The organism is Mesorhizobium sp. ES1-1 (genome assembly GCF_020164785.1).
GTDB lineage: Bacteria > Pseudomonadota > Alphaproteobacteria > Rhizobiales > Rhizobiaceae > Mesorhizobium.
Genome location: NZ_JAIUGX010000014.1, coordinates 25,739 through 48,553, shown reverse-complemented (window position 1 = coordinate 48,553; position 22,815 = coordinate 25,739). Strand labels below are relative to the sequence as shown.

Annotated in this window: 22 protein-coding genes; 8 read left to right on the top strand and 14 right to left on the bottom strand. The window is 64.5% G+C overall.

What is annotated here, in order from left to right; translation table 11 throughout:
- Positions 1-2 precede the first annotated feature (2 nt).
- The 8 genes from LB513_RS22045 to LB513_RS22010 all read right to left on the bottom strand — a co-directional run bounded on the left by LB513_RS22045 (position 3) and on the right by LB513_RS22010 (position 9,152).
- Complete coding sequence (locus LB513_RS22045) at positions 3-1,148, bottom strand: alpha-hydroxy acid oxidase (protein WP_224665644.1); 1,146 nt, start codon at positions 1,146-1,148, stop codon at positions 3-5.
- A 174-nt stretch (positions 1,149-1,322) separates the two neighbouring features.
- The gene (locus LB513_RS22040; protein ID WP_224665643.1) at positions 1,323-2,186 is read right to left on the bottom strand and encodes a cytochrome c1; all 864 of its coding nucleotides are present in this window, start codon (positions 2,184-2,186) and stop codon (positions 1,323-1,325) included.
- Positions 2,187-2,275: 89 nt separating this feature from the next.
- Positions 2,276-3,577 carry a cytochrome b gene (locus tag LB513_RS22035; RefSeq protein WP_224665642.1) on the bottom strand — a complete coding sequence of 434 codons (1,302 nt, stop codon included), beginning with the start codon at positions 3,575-3,577 and terminating at the stop codon, positions 2,276-2,278.
- 16 nt (positions 3,578-3,593) lie between these two features.
- Positions 3,594-4,154, bottom strand: coding sequence for a ubiquinol-cytochrome c reductase iron-sulfur subunit (gene petA / locus LB513_RS22030; protein ID WP_224665641.1), 561 nt, complete (start codon positions 4,152-4,154; stop codon positions 3,594-3,596).
- A gap of 296 nt (positions 4,155-4,450) precedes the next feature.
- Positions 4,451-4,762 (bottom strand): DUF6665 family protein, encoded by a 312-nt coding sequence (locus LB513_RS22025; protein WP_224665640.1) that lies wholly within the window; start codon positions 4,760-4,762, stop codon positions 4,451-4,453.
- Positions 4,763-4,798: 36 nt separating this feature from the next.
- Positions 4,799-6,682, bottom strand: coding sequence for an ABC transporter ATP-binding protein (locus LB513_RS22020; RefSeq protein ID WP_224665639.1), 1,884 nt, complete (start codon positions 6,680-6,682; stop codon positions 4,799-4,801).
- 10 nt (positions 6,683-6,692) lie between these two features.
- Positions 6,693-8,579, bottom strand: coding sequence for an ABC transporter ATP-binding protein (locus LB513_RS22015; protein WP_318011207.1), 1,887 nt, complete (start codon positions 8,577-8,579; stop codon positions 6,693-6,695).
- 18 nt (positions 8,580-8,597) lie between these two features.
- Positions 8,598-9,152 (bottom strand): hypothetical protein, encoded by a 555-nt coding sequence (locus LB513_RS22010; RefSeq protein ID WP_224665637.1) that lies wholly within the window; start codon positions 9,150-9,152, stop codon positions 8,598-8,600.
- Positions 9,153-9,436: 284 nt separating this feature from the next.
- Between LB513_RS22010 and LB513_RS22005 the strand changes: the two genes are divergently transcribed.
- Both LB513_RS22005 and soxR read left to right on the top strand, forming a co-directional pair.
- Positions 9,437-9,895 carry a tRNA (cytidine(34)-2'-O)-methyltransferase gene (locus LB513_RS22005; protein WP_224665636.1) on the top strand — a complete coding sequence of 153 codons (459 nt, stop codon included), beginning with the start codon at positions 9,437-9,439 and terminating at the stop codon, positions 9,893-9,895.
- Between the two features lie 139 nt (positions 9,896-10,034).
- Positions 10,035-10,505 (top strand): redox-sensitive transcriptional activator SoxR, encoded by a 471-nt coding sequence (soxR, locus tag LB513_RS22000; RefSeq protein ID WP_224665635.1) that lies wholly within the window; start codon positions 10,035-10,037, stop codon positions 10,503-10,505.
- Positions 10,506-10,597: 92 nt separating this feature from the next.
- Here the strand turns inward: soxR and LB513_RS21995 are convergent, their stop codons facing one another.
- Positions 10,598-10,855 carry a hypothetical protein gene (locus tag LB513_RS21995; protein WP_224665634.1) on the bottom strand — a complete coding sequence of 86 codons (258 nt, stop codon included), beginning with the start codon at positions 10,853-10,855 and terminating at the stop codon, positions 10,598-10,600.
- A gap of 165 nt (positions 10,856-11,020) precedes the next feature.
- On the opposite strand from LB513_RS21995, the gene hemF reads away from it, so the two are divergent.
- Together hemF and LB513_RS21985 are read left to right on the top strand one after the other, a co-directional pair.
- Positions 11,021-11,935: an oxygen-dependent coproporphyrinogen oxidase gene (gene hemF, locus LB513_RS21990; protein WP_224665633.1), complete on the top strand. Its 915-nt coding sequence runs from the start codon at positions 11,021-11,023 to the stop codon at positions 11,933-11,935.
- Between the two features lie 154 nt (positions 11,936-12,089).
- Complete coding sequence (locus LB513_RS21985) at positions 12,090-12,275, top strand: DUF1059 domain-containing protein (protein WP_224665632.1); 186 nt, start codon at positions 12,090-12,092, stop codon at positions 12,273-12,275.
- Positions 12,276-12,282: 7 nt separating this feature from the next.
- Here LB513_RS21985 and LB513_RS21980 read toward each other — a convergent pair whose 3' ends face one another.
- From LB513_RS21980 to LB513_RS21970, 3 genes are read right to left on the bottom strand one after another with little or no spacing between them, the layout of a single operon-like run.
- Positions 12,283-13,548 carry a CCA tRNA nucleotidyltransferase gene (locus tag LB513_RS21980; RefSeq protein ID WP_224665631.1) on the bottom strand — a complete coding sequence of 422 codons (1,266 nt, stop codon included), beginning with the start codon at positions 13,546-13,548 and terminating at the stop codon, positions 12,283-12,285.
- Positions 13,545-14,177, bottom strand: coding sequence for a CoA pyrophosphatase (locus LB513_RS21975; protein WP_224665630.1), 633 nt, complete (start codon positions 14,175-14,177; stop codon positions 13,545-13,547). Before LB513_RS21975 ends, LB513_RS21980 begins: the two co-directional genes overlap by 4 nt.
- Positions 14,177-14,806 carry a DUF1285 domain-containing protein gene (locus LB513_RS21970; protein WP_224665731.1) on the bottom strand — a complete coding sequence of 210 codons (630 nt, stop codon included), beginning with the start codon at positions 14,804-14,806 and terminating at the stop codon, positions 14,177-14,179. Before LB513_RS21970 ends, LB513_RS21975 begins: the two co-directional genes overlap by 1 nt.
- Positions 14,807-14,962: 156 nt before the next feature.
- Between LB513_RS21970 and LB513_RS21965 the strand changes: the two genes are divergently transcribed.
- The 4 genes from LB513_RS21965 to LB513_RS21950 all read left to right on the top strand — a co-directional run bounded on the left by LB513_RS21965 (position 14,963) and on the right by LB513_RS21950 (position 21,884).
- Positions 14,963-15,967, top strand: a complete 1,005-nt coding sequence (locus LB513_RS21965) for an AAA family ATPase (protein ID WP_224665629.1) — start codon at positions 14,963-14,965, stop codon at positions 15,965-15,967.
- On the top strand, positions 15,967-16,923 hold the full coding sequence (locus LB513_RS21960; RefSeq protein WP_224665628.1) for a DUF58 domain-containing protein: 957 nt from the start codon (positions 15,967-15,969) through the stop codon (positions 16,921-16,923). Before LB513_RS21965 ends, LB513_RS21960 begins: the two co-directional genes overlap by 1 nt.
- Positions 16,920-19,742, top strand: coding sequence for a DUF4159 domain-containing protein (locus LB513_RS21955; RefSeq protein ID WP_224665627.1), 2,823 nt, complete (start codon positions 16,920-16,922; stop codon positions 19,740-19,742). Before LB513_RS21960 ends, LB513_RS21955 begins: the two co-directional genes overlap by 4 nt.
- A 63-nt stretch (positions 19,743-19,805) precedes the next feature.
- On the top strand, positions 19,806-21,884 hold the full coding sequence (locus LB513_RS21950) for a hypothetical protein (RefSeq protein ID WP_224665626.1): 2,079 nt from the start codon (positions 19,806-19,808) through the stop codon (positions 21,882-21,884).
- A gap of 51 nt (positions 21,885-21,935) precedes the next feature.
- Here the strand turns inward: LB513_RS21950 and clpS are convergent, their stop codons facing one another.
- Positions 21,936-22,241, bottom strand: a complete 306-nt coding sequence (clpS, locus tag LB513_RS21945; protein WP_224665625.1) for an ATP-dependent Clp protease adapter ClpS — start codon at positions 22,239-22,241, stop codon at positions 21,936-21,938.
- A 129-nt stretch (positions 22,242-22,370) separates the two neighbouring features.
- Complete coding sequence (locus tag LB513_RS21940) at positions 22,371-22,721, bottom strand: hypothetical protein (protein WP_224665624.1); 351 nt, start codon at positions 22,719-22,721, stop codon at positions 22,371-22,373.
- Between the last annotated feature and the right edge of the window lie 94 nt (positions 22,722-22,815).

Genomic DNA, 22,815 nt, shown 5'->3' with positions numbered 1-22,815 from the left:
TCCTACCTGAAACGGAGATTGGCGCGCGACAATTGTGCGACCGAGCTGCAGCCCATCAGCTTCATGCCACGCTCGATCTCGACCCGCATCTGTTCGAGCGCCCTCTCGACGCCCGGCTGCCCGGCCGCCGCCAACGGAAACAGGTAGTAGCGCCCCACGCCGACGGCCTTGGCGCCCAGCGACAGCGCCTTGAGCACATGCGTGCCGCGCTGTACGCCGCCATCCATGATGACATCGATCCTGTCGCCGACCGCGTCGACGATCTCGGCCAGTTGGTCGAAGGCGGCCCGCGAACCATCCAATTGCCGGCCGCCATGGTTGGACAGCACGATGCCGCTGCAGCCGATGTCGACGGCGCGCCTGGCATCCTCCACCGACATCACACCCTTCAGGCAGAACGGACCCGACCAGAGCTTGACCATCTCGGCGACATCATCCCAGGTCATCGAGGGATCGAGCATCTCGGTGAAGTAGCGGCTGATCGACATCGTGCCGCCGCCCATGTCGACATGCTCGTCCAGCTGCGGCAGCTTGAAGCCCTCATGGCTGAAATAGTTCAGCGCCCAGGCCGGCTTGAGCGCGAACTGCGTCATTCCCGCCAGATTAAGTTTGAAGGGGATGGCGAACCCGGTTCGCTTGTCGCGCTCGCGGTTTCCACCGGTGATGCTGTCCACCGTCAGCATCATCACCTCGACGCCAACCTGCTTTGCCCGCTGCATCATCGCCCGGTTGAGGCCGCGGTCCCTGTGGAAGTAGAACTGGTAGACCTGCGGGCCGTCGCTGATCTTGCGCGCCTCCTCGAGGCTGACCGTGCCCAGCGAGGACACGCCGAACATGGTCCCGAACTTGGCGGCGGCCTTGGCGACCGCGCGCTCGCCCTGATGGTGGAAAAGACGCTGCAAGGCCGTCGGTGAGCAATAGAACGGCATTGCCAGCTTCTGTCCCATCACCGTTACCGACATGTCGATCTCGCTCACCCCGCGCAGCACGTTGGGGACGAGGTCGCATGTCTCGAAGCTTTCACTGTTGCGGCGATAGGTGACTTCATCGTCCGCGGCGCCGTCGATGTAGTTGAAGATCGGCCCCGGCAGCCGCCGCTGCGCCATGCGGCGGAAATCATGGAAATTATGACAGTCGCTGAGCCGCATGATGGATTTTCCAATGCCATGTCGGGACGACCCTGTCGTCACCGTCCCGCGTGCAATACCAATCGCATGGCAGCCTGCCAACGGACTTGTTCGACGCTCCTGTCTACGCGGATCTCAGGAAGCGACGCAAAAAGGGCGCCTCCCGGCGCCCTAGTACTGCTAGGCCTGCGCGGCTTAGTGCGCCACGCCTTCCCACACCTTGCGCTTCGTGAGGTAGAGCAGGGCGCCGAACAGCAGCAGGAACACCAGCACGCGGAAACCCGTCTTCTTGCGAGCTTCCATGTGCGGCTCGGCCGCCCATGTCAGGAACGCCGAAACGTCGCGGGCGTATTGGTCGACGGTCTGCGGCGCGCCGTCATCATAGGTCACCTGGCCGTCGGACAGCGGCTTGGGCATCTTCAGCGACACGCCCGACATGAAGTACGGGTTGTAATGCGTGCCTTCCGGTATGACCATGCCGGCCGGCGGCGTCTCGTCATAGCCGGTCAGCAGCGAGTGGATGTAGTCAGGTCCGCCGGCGTCGTACTGCGTGAAGATGTCGAAGACGAATTGCGGAAAGCCGCGCTCGACGCCGCGCGCCTTGGCCAGCAGCGACATGTCGGGCGGCGCGGCGCCGCCATTGGAAGCCGCGGCGGCTTCCTCGTTGGGGAACGGCGCCGGGAAATAGTCCGAAGGCTTGCCGGGACGATCGAACATGTCGCCGGCATCGTTGGGGCCGTCATGGATCGTGTAGCCGGCGGCCAGCGTCTTGAGCTGCGCATCGGAATAGCCGAAGTCCGAAAGGGTGCGGAAGGCCACGAGGTTCATCGAGTGGCAGGCCGAGCAGACCTCCTTGTAGACCTTCAGGCCGCGCTGCAGCTGACCCTTGTCGTAGGTTCCGAAAGGCCCGGTGAAGCTCCAGCTCGTTTCCTTCGGCTCCTTGATCGGGAAATGCGTCGGCGCCGCGGCGTTGTGCGCCTCTTCCGCGGCCACTGCCGCCGTACCGGTCCCCGCGGCCAGGAGGCCGACAAGCGCCAGCGAGGTGAGAATCTTCTTCATGCCAAATCCCCTTGGATTCTCAACCGCTCTGTCATCCTGCTTGAACATGGTCTTGTCCGAAAACCGGTTCCCACTTTTCGGGATCATGCTCAGCCCTTGGTCTCTGGCGCCGCCGTGGCGCCGGCCGGATGTCCGCTGCCGCCCCTGTTCTTATCCAGCACCGCCTCGGTGATCGAGTTCGGCAGTCTGCGCGGCGTCTCGATCAGGCCAAGCACGGGCAGCGCGATCAGGAAGAAGGCGAAGTAGAACAGCGTCGCCATCTGCGCCATGAACACATAGCTGCCCTCGGCAGGCTGCGAGCCCAGCCAGCCAAGCAGGATGGCATCGGCCACGAACAGCCAGAAGAACAGCTTGTACCAGGGACGGTAGACCGCCGAGCGAACCTTCGACGTGTCTAGCCACGGCACCAGGAACAGCATCACGATCGCGCCGAACATGCACAGCACGCCGCCGAGCTTGGAGTTGATCGGGCCGATGTTGAAGGTGATGGCGCGCAGGATCGCGTAGAACGGCAGGAAGTACCATTCGGGCACGATGTGGGCCGGCGTCTTCAGCGGGTTGGCGACGATGTAATTGTCCGGATGGCCGAGATAGTTCGGCAGATAAAAGACGAAGTAGGCGAAGAAGAACAGGAATACGATCATGCCGAACGCGTCTTTGAGGGTTGCGTAGGGCGTGAAGGCGACCGTGTCGGTCTTCGATTTGATCTCGATGCCGGTCGGATTGTTCTGGCCGCTGACATGGAGCGCCCAGATGTGCAGGACGACGACGCCGGCGATCATGAAGGGCAGCAGATAGTGCAGCGCGAAGAAACGGTTCAACGTCGGATTGTCGACGGCGAAGCCGCCCAGCAGCAGCTGCTGGATCCAGTCGCCGACCAGCGGAATGGCACTGAAGAACCCGGTGATGACGGTGGCGCCCCAGAAGCTCATCTGACCCCATGGCAGCACATAGCCCATGAAGCCTGTCGCCATCATCAAGAGGTAGATGATGCAGCCGAGGATCCAGAGCAGCTCGCGCGGCGCCTTGTAGGAGCCGTAATAGAGGCCACGGAAGATGTGGATGTAGACGGCAACGAAGAAGAACGAGGCGCCGTTGGCGTGCATGTAGCGCAGCAACCAGCCCGAATTCACGTCGCGCATGATCTTTTCGACAGACCCGAAGGCGAGATTGGTGTCGGCCGTGTAATGCATGGCCAGCACGACACCGGTCAGGATCTGCGCCACCAGCATGATGGTCAAAATGCCGCCGAAGGTCCAAGCATAGTTCAGATTGCGTGGCACCGGGTAGGCGACGAAGCTGTCATAGAGCATTCGCGGCAGCGGCATGCGCGCGTCGAACCAGCGCTCGATACCGGTCTTGGGCGTATAGGTCGAGTGTCCCTCGCTCATCGAAATATCCCCTGCCTCAACCGATAAGGATCTTGGTATCGGAAATGAATTTGAAAACCGGAACCGCCATGTTCTCAGGCGCCGGGCCTTTGCGGATACGGCCGGCCGTATCGTATTGCGAGCCGTGGCACGGGCAGAACCAGCCGCCGAAATCGCCTTCCTGGCCGAGTGGGATGCAGCCCAGATGCGTGCACACCTGAACCATCACCATCCAGGCTTCCTTGCCGGGCGTGGTGCGGTTGGCGTCGGTCGCAGGCGCATCCGCCGGCAGATTGGCGTTGCGCGCGATCGGATCCTTGAGGTCGGCCAACTGCACCGCCTCGCCGTCCTTCATTTCCTGTTCGGTGCGGTTGCGCACCACGACCGGCTTGCCGCGCCATTTGACGATCAGCGACATGCCCGGCGTCAGCGAGGCGACATCGACCTCGACTGAGGCCAGCGCCAGCGTGGAGGCATCGGGGCGCATCTGGTCGATGAAGGGCCACGCGACAGCACCCGCGCCGACCACCGCGGCCATGCCGGTGGCGACGTAGAGAAAATCACGACGGTTGGGATCCTGGATGTCGGTTGCGCTCACGGGTGCCTGATCCTTTCGCCTCTTCCGCGCCGGTGATCGAGCCTTGTCCCCGCTCATTCACGCCAACCCGACAGCGCATGGCGAACAGGCTAGCGAATTCCTCCGGCATTTGGAGTTCGGTTTATGCGTGAAGCCTGTTTTTGTCCAGACGGGTCAAGGCACAAGGGCAGATTGTCGCGGGGACAAAATCCGCTTTCGCCAGGCGAGACGGCGAACGGCCGCAAGACGAGGTTAACAACCGGGATTTAACCGCAAATCTCGAGCGACGGCGCCCACCTCGCCGCACGGCCGCAAGCTTATTTCGCGCCGAGCCTGGCCAGCACGGCCTTCGGGATATCGTATTCGCGGATGACGGCATCGTGCCTGCGCAAGCCGCACAGTTCGCGCTGGATGAAATAGGCGTGGACCGCCTCGGCGGCATCCCTCAGGAGCCGGGAGCGCAATTCCTCATCGGCATTCTGGCGCAGCCTTGCCAGCGTCTCCTCGACCTTCTGGCCGGCGCGGCCGAGCGCACTCGCCTTCTCGGCAAGAATTTCGTGACCGAGCAGATCGAGCGCGGTTTCCTGCGGGCTGGACTTCCCGAAATTCGAAGGCATGCGCACCGACATGACTGACCCCGGTCCTAAGATTGCATTGCAACCAGCCTATTCGGCCGGCCGCGTCTCTTCCAGCGCACTGTCTTCATGGTAGAGGAAGCCGCCGGACTGCCGCTTCCACAACCGTGCGTAAAGCCCATCGAGCGCCACCAGCTGATCGTGGGTTCCCTGCTCGACGATGCGGCCGCCATCCAGCACCACCAGCCGGTCCAGCGCTGCGATCGTCGACAGCCGGTGGGCTATGGCAATGACCGTCTTGTTTTCCATCAACCGCGTCAGATTCTCCTGGATGGCCGCCTCGATGTCGGAATCGAGAGCGGACGTCGCCTCGTCGAGGATCAGGATCGGTGCGTCCTTGAGGAAGACGCGGGCGATCGCCACGCGCTGGCGCTGACCTCCCGACAGTTTCACGCCGCGCTCGCCGACGAACGCCTCGTAGCCGGTACGGTCCCTGTTGTCGCGCAGCGCAAGGATGAACTCATGCGCCTCAGCCTTCTTCGCCGCGGCGATCACCTCGGCGTCGGTCGCGTCGGGCATGCCGAGCTTGATGTTGTCGCGCAGCGAGCGGTGAAAGAGTGCCGTGTCCTGGCTGACGACGCCTATGTTGGCGCGCAGCGAATTCTGCGTGACCTTGGAGACGTCCTGGCCATCGATGGTGATGGAGCCGCTCTCCAAATCGTAGAGCCGCAGGATCAGATTGGCGAGCGTCGTCTTGCCGGCGCCAGACGGCCCGACCAGCCCGACCTTTTCGCCGGGCTTGACCATGAGGTCGATGCCGTTCAGCACGCCCGAACCCTTGCCGTAGTGGAATTCGAGGTTCTTCACCTCGATGCGGCCGCCGGTGACAATGAGTTCCCCGGCGTCGGGTGCATCGACCAGGCCTAGCGGCTGCGAGATCAGCGCCTTGGAATTCTCCAACACGCCGAGGTTCCGCAGGATGCCGTTGAGCTGCATCATCAGGCGGCCAAGCAGCATGTTGAGCCGCAGCACCAGCGACAGTGTGAAGGCGACGGCGCCGACGGTGATCGAGCCTTGCACCCAGAGATAGACGGCAAAGCAGCCGATCGCGGTGATCATGATGCCGGACAGCGTCGTCAGCGCCATGCGCACGCCGGTCAGCCTGCGGGTGAAGGGACGCAGCGCGTCGAGATAGATGTCGAAGCCACTCCTGATGTAGCGATCGTCGCCATCGGCCGAGAAAAGTTTCAGCGTCTGCACGTTAGAATAGGAATCGACGATACGGCCATTGATCATCGAGCCCGCTTCGGCGGTCGCCTCGGCATTCTTGCGGATCGCCGGAAGGTAGATCCGTGCCAGCAAGCCGAAGGCGACGATCCACACAACGACCAGCGCCGCGAGCCTGAGATCGAGCCCGGCCACCAGCGCCAGCGTGGTCACCGTGTAGACCAGCATGAACCAGACCACCTCGATGAAGCTCTCCATCAGGTCGCCTGTCGCCTGCCCCGCCTGCCAGACCTTCGTCGCGATGCGGCCGGCGAAATCATTCTGGAAGAAGGCGTAGGACTGGCGCGACACATGCCGATGCGCCTGCCAGCGCACCAGATTGTAGAAGCCGGGCGTGATCGTCTGCTCGTCGACCAGGGCGGAAAGCCCGACGACCACGGTGCGGATGACCAGCACCACCGCGATCATGAACACCAGTTCGGGACCGGCGGCGTCCCACAGCGCATGCCAGCTGCGCTCCCCGGGAAGCTGGTCGAGAATATCGACCAGCCGCCCGACGAAGTAGAACAGGCCGGCCTCGACCAACGGCGCGATACCGCCGATGACCAGCATGGCGAAGAAGGCGAACTTCGCCTGTCCGACATAATGCCAGATGAAGCCGCCAACGCTCGATGGTGGCCGAAGGTTCGCCGGCTCCCTGAACGGATAGACCCAGTTCTCGAACCAGCGATAAACGGCAGTCATCATTCGGCGGCCATCATTCTGCTGCTTGGCCCTTTGCAAGTGCGTCATTGGCGGCCGCGGCCGGGCCGTCATCGAGCAGGAACCCGCCGGACTGGCGTTGCCACAGCTGCGCGTAAAGGCCGCCGCGCGCGACAAGCTCCTCGTGCGAGCCCTCCTCGATGACACGGCCCTTGTCCATGACGACAAGCCTGTCCATCGCCGCGATGGTCGACAGACGGTGAGCGATGGCGATGACGGTCTTGCCCTGCATCAACTTGTAGAGGTTCTCCTGGATGGCCGCCTCGGCTTCGGAATCAAGCGCGGACGTCGCCTCGTCGAGGATGAGGATCGGCGCGTCCTTCAGCATAACGCGGGCGATGGCGATGCGTTGCCGCTGGCCGCCGGACAATTTGACGCCGCGGTCGCCCACATGGGCGTCGAACCCCTTGCGTCCGCTTCCGTCCGAAAGCCCGGCGATGAAGTCCACCGCCTCGGCGCGCCGCGCCGCCTCGATGAGCATGTCGTCCGAGGCATCCGGCCGGCCATAGAGGATGTTCTCGCGCACCGAGCGATGCAGCAGCGAGGTGTCCTGCGTGACCATGCCGATCTGCGCGCGCAGCGAATCCTGCGTCACATGTGCGATGTCCTGGCCATCGATCAGGATCCGGCCGGCCTCCAGGTCGTAGAAGCGCAACAGCAGATTGACCAGCGTTGACTTGCCGGCGCCGGAGCGGCCGACAATGCCGACCTTTTCGCCCGGCTTGACCGCCAGCGACAGGCTCTCGATGACGCCCTTCTGCTTGCCATAGTGGAAGCGGATATCCTCGAAACGGATCTCGCCGCTCGAAACGGAAAGCTCTTTCGCACCCGGCCGATCCTCGACCACGCGCGGCAGCGAGATCGAGGCGATCCCGTCCTGCACGGTGCCGATATTCTCGAACAGGCTGGACATTTCCCACATGATCCACTGCGACATGCCCCACAGCCGCAGCACCAGACCGATGACCACCGCCACCGCGCCGATCGTCACGGCTTGTCCCAGCCACAGCCATAGCGAGATGGCGGTGACCGAAAACAGCAGCAGCGCGTTGAGGATGTAGAGCATGCCGTAAAGCACCGTCACCAGCCGCATCGACCGGTAGACTGTCGCCAGGAAACCCGCCATGCCCTCCTTGGCGAAGGTTGCCTCGCGGCGCGCATGACTGAACAGCTTGACCGTCTGAATGTTGGAGTAGCTGTCGACGACGCGGCCGGTCATGACCGAGCGCGCATTGGCCTGCTCTTCGCCAACCTTTCCCAGCCGCGGGATGAAGTAGCGCAGCAAAAGGATGTAGCCGACCAGCCAGGCCGCGAGCGGCGCCGCCAGCCGCAGATCGGCGGAACCGACTATGAACAGCATGCCCAGGAAATAGACGACGACGTAGTTGAGGACATCGAGCAGCTTGATGACGCATTCGCGCACGGCAAGCGCCGTCTGCATCAGCTTGGTAGCGATGCGGCCGGCGAACTCGTCCTGGTAAAAGCTCATCGACTGCTTGAGCAGGTAGCGGTGCACCTGCCAGCGGATGCGCATGGGATAGTTGCCCATCAGCGTCTGCTGGTTGAGCAGGGAATGGAACCACACCGTGCCCGGCAGCGCGAACAGCACGATGAACGCCATGCCGGCGAGCTTCCAGCCCTCGGTCTGCAGGAACGTCTCGCGATTCTGCCCCGAGAGCCAGTCGACGATCCGGCCAAGGAAGCCGAACATCCACACTTCCGCGATGGCGATGGCCGTCACCAGCACCGCGTCGAGAAGGATATAGGGCCAGGCGCCGCGTGTGTAGTGCACGCAGAACGCGATCAGCGTCTTGGGTGGCTCGACCGGTTCCGCTGACGGGAACGGGTCGAGCCTTCTTTCAAACCAGCTAAACATGGACATGCTCACAAACTTTTTCGCCTAGGCCGCGCGGGATCTTACGAAGTCCTCGGAAGGCCTGGCGTCGAGGGCCGATGGTTGGAAGTCGCTTGGACCGTCGGCCCTGCTTCGCGCAATATAGGGCCCTGACGGCATTTCGCCGACAGGCTCTTTGCCGGCGCCCGGCGGCGCAGTGTCCACAAGCCGGATCTTTGGCCCGGGCTTGATGAGCCGGATGATCCTGCGCACCAGCGACGGACGGCGCGGGTCGGGAACCGCGCGCGAGAAATCGACATCCGGCAGCATACCGCGATGCGGGCGCCGGCGGAGTTCGGCGTGAACCGCCGAGGAATAGGTCTCGCCGATCAGCAGCGCCCAGGTCGCCATCTTCTGGTCGTGCAGGTTTCTAGAGCCGGGTATTCTGTAGGGATCGAACATCGGTCCGTCCTCCATATGGAAATAGTGACGATAGTGCGAGGCAACGTCCTGCGGCGGCATTCGGCCGGAGGCGCGCATTGCGTCGGTCCGCACGCGAAAGGTGCTGGTCCGGGCAGGGTCAGGCGGGGCGGTCAGCCCTCTAGATTTCTTGAAAAACATCGCAGGATTCCTTCAGGTGCCGAAAAAGCGTTTCGGCGGGAATCGGTGCGATCAAGTCTTAGAGTGCTAGGAGAATCGTCGTACCGAAACCGCCGTGGATCGAAAAAGTCCACGAGAGGGGCGCTGGATGTGCATGGTCATCATGAATTACCCCTCCATCGGTTCGGGTTGACAATGGACGTGACATAACCGACTTCGCAAAAAAGGGCCACCCGCAGCTTCGCCGATTTCCGAGACCGCGAGATCCCTGTGGCCGATCTGCCACTTATTAGAGGCGTGTGGACATGAACGACCCTCTCCGCATCGCCCTCTACCAGCCCGACATTGCCGGCAACACCGGCACGATCCTGCGTTTCGCCGCATGCCTCGGGCTCGGCGTCGACATCATCGAACCGGCCGGCTTTCCGCTTTCCGACAAGGCGCTCAGGCGGGCCGGCATGGATTACCTCGAAATGGCCGATCTGACCCGGCATGTCGACTGGCACGCCTTCGAAGTCTGGCGCAAGGCCCGCGCGGCTCGGCTGGTTCTCCTGTCGACCAAGGCCACCATTGTCTATACCGATTTCCGCTTCGCTGCCGGTGACATCCTCTTGTTCGGCCGCGAATCCGCCGGGGTGCCCGATACTGTCCATCAGGCGGCGGATGCGCGGCTGACCATCCCCATGCAGGGTCCGGCACGCAGCATCAACGTCGCGCTGTCGGTCGCCATGGTGGCCGGCGAAGCCATCAGGCAGCTCCGATAAAGGTTGCTGGACGCGAGCGCCCCTTGTCGTTTTTCTCCAGGCGCGCATTGCCGTCTCCTTGGTTTGCACAGCGAGCGCATCTTGGCTACAATCTCAACTTAACTTGAGGTCAAGCGGAAAATGGCGGCGGAGAACAGGCATGGCGCCCGTAACGGAACTGACGGTCGGCCAAGTGGCCGCGCGCAGCGGGGTGGCGGTCTCGGCGCTGCATTTCTACGAAGCGCGCGGCCTCATTCGCGGCCACCGCACATCGGGCAACCAGCGCCGCTACGGCCGCGACGTCTTGCGGCGCGTGGCGATCATTAAAGTGGCGCAGGAGGTCGGCATCTCGCTGGCCGAGATCGGCACGGCTCTGGCATCGCTGCCGGAGGGGCGCACGCCGACACGCGACGACTGGCACCTCCTGTCGACGAGCTGGCGCGACCAGCTCGATCACAAGATCACCCAGTTGAAGAAACTGCGCGACGGGCTGACGGGCTGCATCGGCTGCGGCTGCATGTCGATCGACAAATGCCCGCTGCGCAACAAGGACGACAGATTGGCGCGCGAAGGCACTGGGGCAAGGAGGCTGGTTCTTCCTTCTCCCCGTTCTCGAGGAGCAGGTGCCTGAAAGGCGCAGGGGGGCTGCGCCAGCATACGGAGGGGTTGTGCCGCCCCTCGCCTGCTGCCGGAATCCTATCCCCGTGCACGAGGCAGGGAAACCTAATCCGCGGCCGGCAAGCGCCTGATGGTGAACTCGATCAAATCGCCGGGGCGCTCGAACCAGCTTTCGATCTCGGTCCAATAGGCCTGCTTGGGGAAACGCTCGAACCATTCCTTGGCCTTGAGGCGCGCATCGGAGCGCGGCAGCACGAAGGTCTCGCGCAGGAAGCCGTCGCGCGGCATGCGGGCGCGCTCGGCCCGGCTTTGCTCGAGCCTCTTCTTCAGGCCATCCAACGGCGGTCTTGCCGGGGTGCGCACGAAACAACTCCTTGCACCTTGGCGCATGACTTGGAACCAGACCCGGCTCGAAAGCATCATGCGCAAAACCAAAGTGACTTGACCCTTGCCCTCAAGAGATTAGGGATCGCGCCCGGAAAAGACGAGTCTTTTGTCGACCAGACCTCCCCCAACCGGAGACGGCACTTGCAACGACCCGAAATACCGGCAGGCCTGCCCGCCGACATCGAACAGAAGAAGATGAAGGCACGGCTGTGGTTCGAGGCGCTGCGCGAGCGCATCTGCGCCAGCTTCGAGCAGATCGAGCAGGATCTCGGCGGTCCCCTGGCCTCCTGGTCGCCGGGCCGCTTCGAAAAGACGCCTTGGGAACGCGATTCGGGCAAGGGTGGCGGCGGCACCATGTCGATGATGCGTGGCCGGGTATTCGAGAAGGTCGGCGTCCACACCTCTACCGTTCATGGCGAGTTCTCGCCTGAATTTCGAAAGCAGATGCCCGGCGCAGAGGAAGACCCGCGCTTCTGGGCATCCGGCATTTCGCTGATCGCGCATCCTTGGAACCCTAATGTTCCGGCGGTGCATATGAACACGCGCATGGTCGTCACATCGCGCCATTGGTTCGGTGGCGGCGCCGATCTGACGCCAGTGCTCGACCGTCGCCGCACCCAGGACGACCCCGATACAATCGCCTTCCACCGCGCCATGCAATTCGCCTGCGAGAAGAACGGCGCCGTCGCCGACTATCCGAAATTCAAGGCGTGGTGCGACGAGTATTTCTACCTGCCGCACCGCGACGAGCCGCGCGGCACCGGCGGCATATTCTTCGATTGGTTGCATTCGGACGAGGACAAGGGCGGCTGGGACGCCAACCTCAACTTCGTCCAGGATGTCGGGCGCTCCTTCCTCGTCGTCTATGGCCATCTCGTGCGCGCCAACTTCAACGAGAACTGGACCGACGGCGACCGAGACGAGCAGCTCATCCGCCGCGGCCGCTATGTCGAATTCAACCTGCTTTATGATCGCGGCACCATCTTCGGCCTGAAGACCGGCGGCAATGTCGCCTCGATCCTGTCCAGCATGCCGCCCGAAGTGCGCTGGCCCTAACGCCGGAGCGATGAGGTCGGCGCGACGCTTTCGTGCAACAAGAGCGTCACCGGCGTGTTATACTATTTGCTGCCGCCCAAGGCCCGCATCAAGCTTGAATTCGGCCATGGGCCTGTACCGAGCAGAGTTCTACGGAGGAAAAAGGAGAAATCCGATGAAGGAATTTCACTGCGGGTCGCTTGTCCCCGGCTGTGACTGGCACACCCGTGCCGACGAGGAAGCTGAGATCATGCGTCGTGCCGTCGAGCACATGCGCGACACGCATGGCGAGACCGTTATCCGCGAGACTATGATCGAGGCGATCCGTTCGCGCATCGAGAAGGTCCGCGACGCGGCCTGATGGAGGCTTACTTGGCTTCCAGGGCTTGCGCGGCGCGTTCGAGCAGCGCGCCGCGATCCGGCGAAAAACCCGCCTCCACCCATTCCGCCTCGAGATTTTTCAGGACGGCGCCAAGCTTCGGTCCCGGTGACGCGCCAAGCCCTGTCAGGTCCGATCCTTTCAAGGGAAAGGACGGCCGTTCCCATTTGAGCGCGAAGGCGAGCTGGCCCGAGTATCCGCCGGCTTCGAGCAGCGCAGCATTGTCCTCGACGGCGCGCACCCGCGCCGACGCCAGCGACAGACGAAGGCGATCGACAAAACCTTGTCCGTCGCCGCGATAAAGGCGTTTTGCCAGCTCCCCCTCGGTGGCCTTAGGCTCGACCGTTGCGGCGACCGCCCAGTGGCGCAGGCGATCCGCCTCCGCGGTCGAGAATTTGAGCCGCTCCGCCAGCATCTTCATCCGCGCCGCGTCCGGCGGCACGATCGCCTCCAGCCGCAGCATCGGATCCGGCGACCAGCCGAGGTCCTTCTCGGCCCTGACCAGCCCATGGATGGCGTCGATGCCCCATTTCTCGCTTTCCGGCAGCACCGTGGTCAAGACACTCGCCTGCCGCATCCAGAGCAGCGCGCGGGACGGATCGGGAGCCGACAACAATTTCTTCAGCTCCGACCAGACGCGCTCTGCCGAGAGCTGTGCCAGTCCCTCCTTCAGCCGGGCGCAGGCTTTCAGCCCCTCGGCGTCCGGACGGCCCTCGCCATACCATGCAAAGAAACGGAAGAAGCGCAGGATGCGCAGATAGTCCTCGCGGATGCGCGCTTCCGCATCGCCGATGAAACGCAGCCGCCGCGCCTCGATGTCGGCGGTGCCGCCGACCAGGTCGACCACGGTGCCATCGGCTTCGGAGTAAAGCGCGTTGATCGTGAAATCGCGCCGCTCGGCGTCGAGCTTCCAGTCACGGCCGAACGACACTTTGGCGCGGCGGCCGTCGGTCTCGACATCGGCGCGCAAGGTGGTGATTTCATAAGGCCTGCCGCCGGCGACAACTGTGATGGTGCCGTGCTCGATGCCGGTCGGCACAGCCTTGAAGCCCTGCGCCTCGGCGCGGCGCATGGTTTCCTCGGGAAGGCATGTCGTGGCGATGTCGATGTCGGCGACCGGCTGCCCCATCAGCGTGTTGCGCACCGCTCCTCCGGCGATCCGCGCTTCTTCGCCGCCTTGCGCCAAGGCAGCAAGCAGGCGCCGCAGATGCTTGTCGGCGAGCCAGTCGGCCCGGTCCGCGATCGAGACACTCACGCATAGAGCCTTTCATAAAGGGTACGGATGATGCCTGCGGTGACGCCCCAGATGCGGCGGTCGCCATAAGGCATGTCGTAGAAGAACCATTCGAGATCGTTCCAGACGCGGCTGTCGCGCTTGTGATTTGCCGGGTCCATCAAGAAACGCAGCGGCACTTCGAAAGCGGCGTCGACCTCATCGGCGTTGAGCGTCAGAGAGAAGCCCGGCCGCACGATGCCCAGCACCGGCGCGATGCGGTAGCCGCTGCCGGCGACATAGTCCGGCATGCGGCCGATGATCTCGACACGGTCATCGCCCAGCCCGATCTCCTCGAATGCCTCGCGCAATGCCGCTGCTTCCGGGCCAGCGTCAGTTGGGTCGATCGTGCCGCCTGGAAAAGCCACCTGCCCCGAATGGCTGCGCAGCTTCTCCGCCCGTTTGGTCAGAAGAACCGTCGCATCGTCCTCGTGGTCGACCACTGGGATGAGCACCGCGGCATTGCGCAGCGGCTTGCCCTGGGTAAGACGCGGATGGCCCGGATTGAAACGATGGTCGCCATACTCGTCGCCGGCATGCGCGTCAGGTTGCGCGGCGAAGCGGGCGCGGAAATCCGCTGACGAGAATGGGGCCGGCGTCACCCGATCCATCACGTGCTCAGCCGCTGCAGCTGGTCTGCCGGCATGATCGGAAACACCGTGCCGTTCGAACGCACGGCGAACATCGTCTTGCCGTCGATCTCGATCTCCTCGCCATGCCCGACAAGTTCGTACATCACCGGACGCGCCAGCAATGCCTCCAGCCGGCCGCGCACCAGCACATAGGGCTTCAGACCGCCTGTTTCGTCTTCATTGACGAAACGCAGCGGCCGCTCGGGGCCGGCCTCGACGACATCGCCGACATTCGTTCTGAAAGTGATCACCTGAGCGTCGCCGCTGCCGGCAACATCCATCTCGACGGCGATGAATGGCGCGTCCGCCACGCGGATGCCGACCTTTTCCACCGGGGTTACCAGATAGGTCCTGCCGTCCGCGTCCTTGCGCAGCACTGAGGAGAAAAGCTGCACCAGCGGCATGCGGCCGATCGGCGTGCCCAGGTAGAACCACGTCCCGTCCGCTTTGATCTCCATGTCGAGATCGCCGCAGAAGTCCGGATTCCAGCGATCCACGGGCGCCGGCCCCTTGCCGGCCCGGGCCGCGCGCGAGATCAGCGCCTCCAGACCACGCGCCTCTGTGGCGCTTGCAAGGCTTTGTTGGCGTCGTCCGGCGTCTTCCGTCATGGTCACGAAATAGTCACTGTTGTTGCGCTTGTCAGCCTGGGCCTGTGATTTAAGTTTTTGCAACAGGCGCCACGCGAGCCCGAATCGCGGCAACTTATGCTATGGTGCGGCCGTATTTCCAACCATGGTATCTCCAGGCAAAGGGATCGATACGGCATGAGCGTGATGGTCAAGGAAAGCCCGATCAGCGAAAAGGACATGATCGCCGAAGCCGAGAAGGCGCTGGCCGATATCTCCAGGATTCGTGATGGGGTAGGCCGCGTCATCTTCGGCCAGGAAAGCGTCGTCGAGCGCACGCTGGTCGCGGTGCTTGCCGGCGGCCATGCGCTCCTGGTCGGTGTTCCCGGCCTCGCCAAGACCAAGCTGGTCGAGACGCTGGGTGTCGTGCTCGGCCTCGATTCGCGCCGCGTCCAGTTCACGCCGGACCTGATGCCTTCCGATATTCTCGGCTCCGAGGTGATGGAACAGGATGAAAGCGGCAAGCGCTCGTTTCGCTTTATCGCGGGGCCGATCTTCGCCCAGCTTCTGATGGCCGACGAGATCAACCGCGCCTCGCCGCGCACCCAGTCGGCGCTGCTGCAGGCCATGCAGGAATATCATGTCACCATCGCCGGGGCCCGCTATGACCTGCCGGCGCCGTTCCATGTTCTGGCCACGCAGAACCCTCTGGAACAGGAAGGCACCTATCCCCTGCCGGAGGCACAGCTCGATCGCTTTCTTATGCAGGTCGACATCCTCTACCCCGAGATCGATGCCGAACGCCGCATCCTACTCGAAACCACCGGCATCGAGGATGCGAGAGCGCTCAACGTGCTGCAGCCGGCGCGGCTGAGGGAAATCCAGACGCTGATCCGGCGCATGCCCGTGCCCGAAAGCGTCGTCGAGGCGATCCTCACCCTGGTGCGCTCGGCGCGTCCCGGCCAGGGAAATGCCGAGACCGACAAGCATATCGCCTGGGGTCCGGGCCCTCGCGCCAGCCAGGCGTTGATGCTGTGCACCAGGGCGCGCGCGCTTTACGATGGGCGTCTGGCGCCCTCGATCGACGATGTGCGCGCGCTGGCCGAGCCGGTGCTGCAGCACCGTATGGCGCTGACCTTCGCCGCTCGCGCCGAGGGCACCAGCGTGCGCGACGTTGTGGCGAAGCTGGCCAAGGGTATCTGATGGCGCGCATCGGCGAGGTCCAGGCACCGGTAGCGACGCGTGACGCGCTCGCCCGTGGCCGGCTGCGGGCCTCGCTGGTTCCCGATTTGCTGGTCGAGGCGCGCCGTATCGTCAATACCGTCATTGCCGGCTGGCACGGCCGTCGCAAGCGCGGTATCGGCGAGAATTTCTGGCAGTTCCGGCCCTATGTCGAAGGCGATTCCTCCCGCATCGACTGGCGCCGCTCGGCCCGCGACGACCACACCTATGTGCGCGACCGCGAATGGGAGGCCGCCCACACCGTATGGCTCTGGGCGGACCCCTCGCCTTCGATGCTTTACAAGTCGGCCGGTGCGGGCGTCTCCAAGCAATCGCGCGCGCTGGTGCTGGCGCTGGCCATGGCCGAACTCCTGTCGCGCAGCGGCGAGCGCATCGCCTGGCCGGGCCTCACCGATCCGTTTACCGCCCGCAACGGCGCCGAGCGCATCGCGGCGCAGCTCATGCATGCCGGCGAGTTGCCGGCAAAACCCGACCTGTCGCATGTCAGGCGCTTTTGCGACATCGTCATCGCCAGCGATTTCCTCGATCCGGTCGAGGAGACCACGGCCTGGCTCGATGTGCTCGCCCGCCATGGCGTGCGCGCCCATCTGATCGAGGTCGCGGACCCCGCCGAGGAGACCTTCCCCTATGCCGGACGCACCGAATTCACAGACCCCGAAACCGGTGAAAAGCTGACCACAGGCCGCGCCGAAATGCTGGGTACCGAATACCGCCTGCTTTACACCGCCCGCCGCCAGGAACTGGCCAGCTGGTGCAAGCGGCTCGGCTGGAGTTTCACCGTCAACCACACCGACCGGCTGGCTTCCGACGCGCTGGTGCGCCTGCACCTGGCGATGACCGCCGATGGCGGTGTTGCTGCTGGCGCTCGTGCCGGCGCGAGCGCTGGTGGTGATCCGTCTGGGAAGTTCGGCGCATGAGCTGGCTGCCGCTCTCCTTTGGCGCGCCCATGCTGCTGTGGGGCCTGCTGGCGCTGCCGGCGATCTGGTGGCTGCTCAGGCTGACGCCGCCCAAGCCGCAGACCGAGATTTTCCCGCCACTGAAGATTCTCGCCCGTGTGCTCAAGCGCGAGGAGACGCCGCATAGGAGCCCGTGGTGGCTTACCCTGCTCAGGCTCTTGATGGCGGCGCTGATTGTCGCCGCGCTCGCCGAGCCGGTGTTCAACCAGCGCGAAAAACTGCCGGCCGAAGGCTCCGCCCTGGCCTTGGTCATCGACAATGACTGGGCAAGCGCGGCCGACTGGGGCAAGCGCGTCGCCACCGCAGAGCGTTTGATCGCCGATGCCGGCTCGAACGGCGTGCCGGTCATCATCGCCTTCACGGCCGAGAAGGCCAATGCGGAGATCGGCCCCTTCGATGCCGCTACGGCCCTCGACCGGTTGCGCGCCGGCAGGCCGCGGCCGATCCCAACCGACCGGCCCGCCGTCTATGCCCGCGTTGCTGCTGTGCTGGAGACTTTGCCCGGCGCCAGCGTCGCCATTCTGGCCGACGGTCTGGCGGCGAAGGGCGACGAAGCCGCCTTCGACACGCTTCTGTCCAAGAATGCCGCGCGCGTGGTCTGGGCCGGTTCAGACCGGCTTGCGCTGACCGGCCTTACCGCCGCCGACAATCAGGTCGATGGCTTCGCGCTGACAGCCATCCGCGCGCCGGGAGACCCTGCCCCCGAGCAGGTCACCGCCGGCGCCTTCGACGACAAGGGCCGCCGCATCGCCGACGCCACCTTGACCTTCGCGCCCGGCCAAACCAGCGCCACCGGCACCATGGCGGTACCCTTCGAACTGCGCAACGACTTCGCTTCGATCGCGCTCGACGGCGAGCGGCACGCCGGAGCGGTGCGCGTGCTCGATGAAAGCTCAAAGCGCCGCCGCGTCGGGCTGTTGTCGCAGACCGAGGCCGACCAGGCGCAGCCGCTATTGTCGCCGCTCTATTACATCAGGCGCGCACTGCAGCCCTTCGCCGATCTCGTCGAACCGAGCAGTGCCGATCTCGCCGACGCCATCCCGCAGATCCTTGACCAGAAGCCGGCCATGATCGTCATGGCCGACATCGGCACCATTCCCGAGCAGGTCCGGCCAAGGCTGGTCGACTGGGTCGACAAGGGCGGCACGCTGGTGCGGTTCGCGGGATCGCGGCTGGCAGCGGCCGGCAATGATGACGATTTGCTGCCGGTGCGCCTGCGCACCGGCGAGCGTTCGCTCGGCGGCGCCCTGTCATGGACCTCGCCGCAGCCGGTCACTGAATTTCCCAAGGCCGGCCCGTTCGCTGATCTCGCGCCACCCACCGAGGTCACCGTCACCAGGCAGGTGCTGGCCGAGCCGACGCCCGATATCGTCGAGCGCACATGGGCATCGCTCGCCGACGGTACGCCGCTGGTCACCGGACTCAAAAAAGGCAAGGGCACGCTTGTGCTGTTCCACGTCACGCCGGAAGCGACGTGGTCGAACCTGCCGATTTCCGGCAGCTTCGTCGAGATGCTGCGCCGCATCGTGCAACTGTCGCGCAACCAGGGCGCTGCGATCGCCAGCGCCGAAGCCGCGGCCACCTCGCTGGCGCCCTACCGCATGATTGCGGCAGACGGCAGTATGGTGCCGCCGACACCGGATGCGCGGCCGCTGGTGCCGGGCCCGGGCGCGCTGCCCGTGACCTTGGAGAACCCGCCAGGCCTCTACGGCTCCGAAACCGGCGTCTTCGCCCACAATCTGCTCGATGCCGGTAGCACGCTGGCGCCCTTGCAGATCCCGAAGACCGCCATTCCGGTCACGTCCATCCCCTACGCCTTCGACGAGTCGCGCGACTTGAAGGGCGCCCTGGTCGCGGCCGCGCTGGTGCTGATGCTGCTCGACACGCTTGTGGTGTTGTGGATGGGTGGCGTGTTCGGCCGCCGTGCGCGCCGTGCCGGTGCGGCGGCAACCACCGCAGCGCTTCTGATCGCGTTCGGCGCGCTGTTCGGACATGCAGATCCCGCCCGCGCCGACGACGCCAGGCCGGACGACGACGCGGCGATCGAGGCGATTTCAAAAACCCGCATCGCCTATGTCCTGACCGGCGTGCCCGGCGACGACGCGATCAGCCGTGCCGGGCTCGAAGGCCTGACCCGCTTCCTGATCGAGAAGACGGCGCTCGAGCCTGGCGCGCCCGCCGGAGTCGACATTTCGAAGGACCAGCTGTCCTTCTATCCGCTGATTTATTGGCCGATCGACCCGGCCGCTCCGATGCCGAGCCAGGCGGCGATCGCCCGCATCGACGCTTACATGCAGCAGGGTGGCACGGTGCTGTTCGACACGCGCGATCAGTTCGCCAACGGCATCGGCGCGGATTCGGTCAGCCCTGCGACGGAGCGGCTTCGCGACATTCTGAGCAATCTCAATGTGCCGCCGTTGGAACCGGTGCCGGCCGATCACGTGCTGACAAAATCCTTCTTCATCCTGCCCGAGTTCCCCGGCCGCTTCGCCGGCAGCCCGCTCTGGGTCGAGACCTCGCTCGAGGCCAGCAATACCGACAACCGGCCGGTGCGCACCGGCGACGGCGTCTCGCCGATCATGATCACCGCCAATGATTTCGCCGGCGCCTGGGCGGTGGACGAGAATGGCGATCCTTTACTGCCCACAGTCCCGGCTGACCCGATGCAGCGCATCCACGCATTGCGCGCGGGGGTCAACATCATGATGTACATGCTGACCGGCAACTACAAATCCGACCAGGTGCACGTACCGGTACTGCTCGAACGGCTGGGGCAGTGAGATGATGCTCCTTGTTGCCCAACTCGAGTGGATCGACCTTCCCGGACAAAGGGAGGTTGAGGGATGAACTGGTCCATCTCCTTCGAGCCGCTGTTTTCATGGCCATTGCTGGCGCTGGCATTGCTGCCCCTGGTGTTGCTGGCGCTTGTCGGCCTGTGGGCGCGCCAGCGCGGGGCGGTCCTGCGCCTCGTTGCCATGCTGGCGCTCGCCGCCGCTTTGCTCAATCCGGTGTTCCTCAACGAAGAGCGCGACCCGCTGAAGAGCGTCGTCGCCTTGATCGTCGACCGCAGCCAGAGCCAGGACATCGGCGACCGCACCAGGCAGACCGACGAGGCCGTTGCGGGACTGCAGCAGCGGCTTGGCCGCTTCAAGCAGTTCGACGTTCGCGTCGTCGAGGCAGGCAAGTCCGAAGCCGCCGACGAGCGCACCGAGACCCGACTGTTCGGAGCGCTCGAAGGCGCCTTCCGCGACGTGCCGCCCTCGCGCATCGGCGGCGCCATCATGATCACCGATGGCGAGGTGCATGACGCGCCGCCGGGCGCGCCCGATTTCAATGCCCCGCTGCATGGCCTGATCACCGGCAACGACCACGAAAAGGATCGCCGCATACGGTTCGAGAACGCGCCGCGCTTCGGTATTGTCGGCAAGCCCCTCGACATGACCTATCGGGTCATCTCGACGCAGAACGAGACGGGGCCGGTCGATGTGCGCGTCTCGGTCAATGGCGAACAGGTGGCGGTCGAGCACGCCACGGTCGGCCAGCCCATGCCGTTGCAGGTGACCATTCCGGGCGCCGGCCGCAACATCGTCGAGCTTGCCATCGATCGCGAGCCGGGCGAACTGACCGACACCAACAACCGCGCCATCGCCTTGATCGACGGCATCCGCGAGAATCTGCGCGTGCTCCTCGTCTCCGGAGAGCCGCATGCTGGCGAGCGCACCTGGCGCAATCTCTTGAAATCCGACGCCTCGGTCGACCTCGTCCACTTCACCATCCTGCGACCGCCGGAAAAACAGGATGGCACGCCGATCAATGAATTGTCGCTGATCGCCTTTCCAACGCGCGAGCTCTTCGTCGAGAAGATCAAGGATTTCGACCTGATCATCTTCGACCGCTACCAGCATCGCGACGTGCTGCCGATCCTGTATTACGACTACATCGCGGAATATGTCGAAAAGGGCGGCGCCCTGCTGATCGCGGCGGGCCCGGAATATGCCGGCGATAGCTCTATTGCGCGCACGCCGCTGATGTCGGCCTTGCCGGCGATGCCCACCGGCGAGGTCGTCGACAGGGCCTTCTATCCGCGTCTCACCGAGCTCGGCCAACGCCATCCCGTAACGCGCGGACTGGACGGTTCGGCCACCGAGCCGCCGCGCTGGAGCCGCTGGTTCCGGACCATCGGCGTGCAGAATCCGGAGGGCCAGGTGGTGATGAAGGGTGCCGAAGACCGCCCCCTGCTGCTGCTCGACCGCAAGGGCGAAGGCCGCGTCGGCATGCTATTGTCCGACCAGGGCTGGCTCTGGGCTCGCGGCTTTGAGGGTGGCGGCCCGCATGTCCAGCTCTACCGGCGCATAGCCCACTGGCTGATGAAGGAACCGGAGTTGGAGGAAGAACGCCTGACCGCCGAGGGTCGCGGCATGGTGCTGGAGATCCGTCGCCAGACCATGGCCGATGATCCGGGGCCGGCGCAGATCATCACCCCGTCTGGGAAGACGATGACCGTCAAGCTCGAGAAGTCGGAGCCCGGCGTTTTCCTCGGCAGCGTCGACACCAGCGAGATCGGTCTCTATCAGGTCGCCAATGGCGAGCTGACCGCACTCGCCCATGTCGGTCCGGTCAACGCGCCGGAATTCGCCGACGTCATCTCGACGGAAAACCGGCTGAAAGCGCCGGCGGAGGCCACGGGCGGCAGCGTGCGCCGGCTCGCGCCGTCCACGGCTCGGTCCAGCGACGTGACGCTGCCTTCCATCGTGCCGGTGCGCTCGTCGGGGGACGCTTCCGGCAGCGACTGGATCGGCCTGCGCACCACCGATGACAGCGTGCTCAAAGCGGTTTCGCGCGTGCCTCTGTTCGGCGGCTTCCTCGGCCTCGGCCTGCTGCTGCTGGCGATGGGCTCGATGTGGTACCGCGAGGGGCGGTAGCTGGGCTTTGTGCCTTCTCCCCCTTTTGGGAGAAGGGAAAACCGCCCTCTCCTACTCCTCGGGCTCGGTCGTGAACATCAGGGGGTAGCCCTTGGCCTTGCCGGCGTCCGTCGCCCGTGTCGCCTTGGTCTCGGCGACATCCTTGGTGAAGACGGCGACGACGCAGACCCCGCGGCGGTGCGCGGTGATCATGACCCGGTGCGCCTGGTCCTCGCTGAGCTTGAACTCGCCCTTCAGCACCGTGACCACGAATTCACGCGGCGTGAAATCGTCATTGACGAGAATGACCTTGTAAAGCTTCGGCCGCTCGATCTGCGGCTTGACCTGAACGCGTGGCTTTGAGGTGATTTCAGGCATTTGAACCGAATACAGCGATCGACAGCTTCGTAAGCACTTTGCCACGGGCAAAGGCGATCGTCCAATTCCAACGACGCGCAACCGACCTGCCGGCGCGCCAACTCACATGTGGGAAATCTTGGACGCTGTTCAACGGTGACGACGACCGAATATATGACGGCCCTGCCGCGTTGCCGTGGCGGACCGGACGGCGGGCCGAACGACGGCTTCCGCTCGCCGTTCCAGCCACACCGTGATCCGCCAAGCGACGACGCATGCCAGCGTCGTCCCGACGATCACGATCAGCAACCAGGCTTGCACGGGTGTGATGTAGCTCCAGTTGGCGGATATCGCCGGCGCGAACATTGAGGGTTCAGTGCGCGAGCTTGCTGGATCAGGCACCGGACTGGCCGTGAGCAGGATCAACGCCTTGGCGAGGCCGCTGGCAACCATGCCGCAGAGCGCCATCGTACGCAGAATGGACGAAAACCGCTTCTTCATGCGGAAGTCCTGTGAGACCGGATCGCGAGAGGGTCAAGGGATGTGGGCGCAGTTGCCGACAGGCTGCGTATATCGAATGGATCGATCAGTCCAT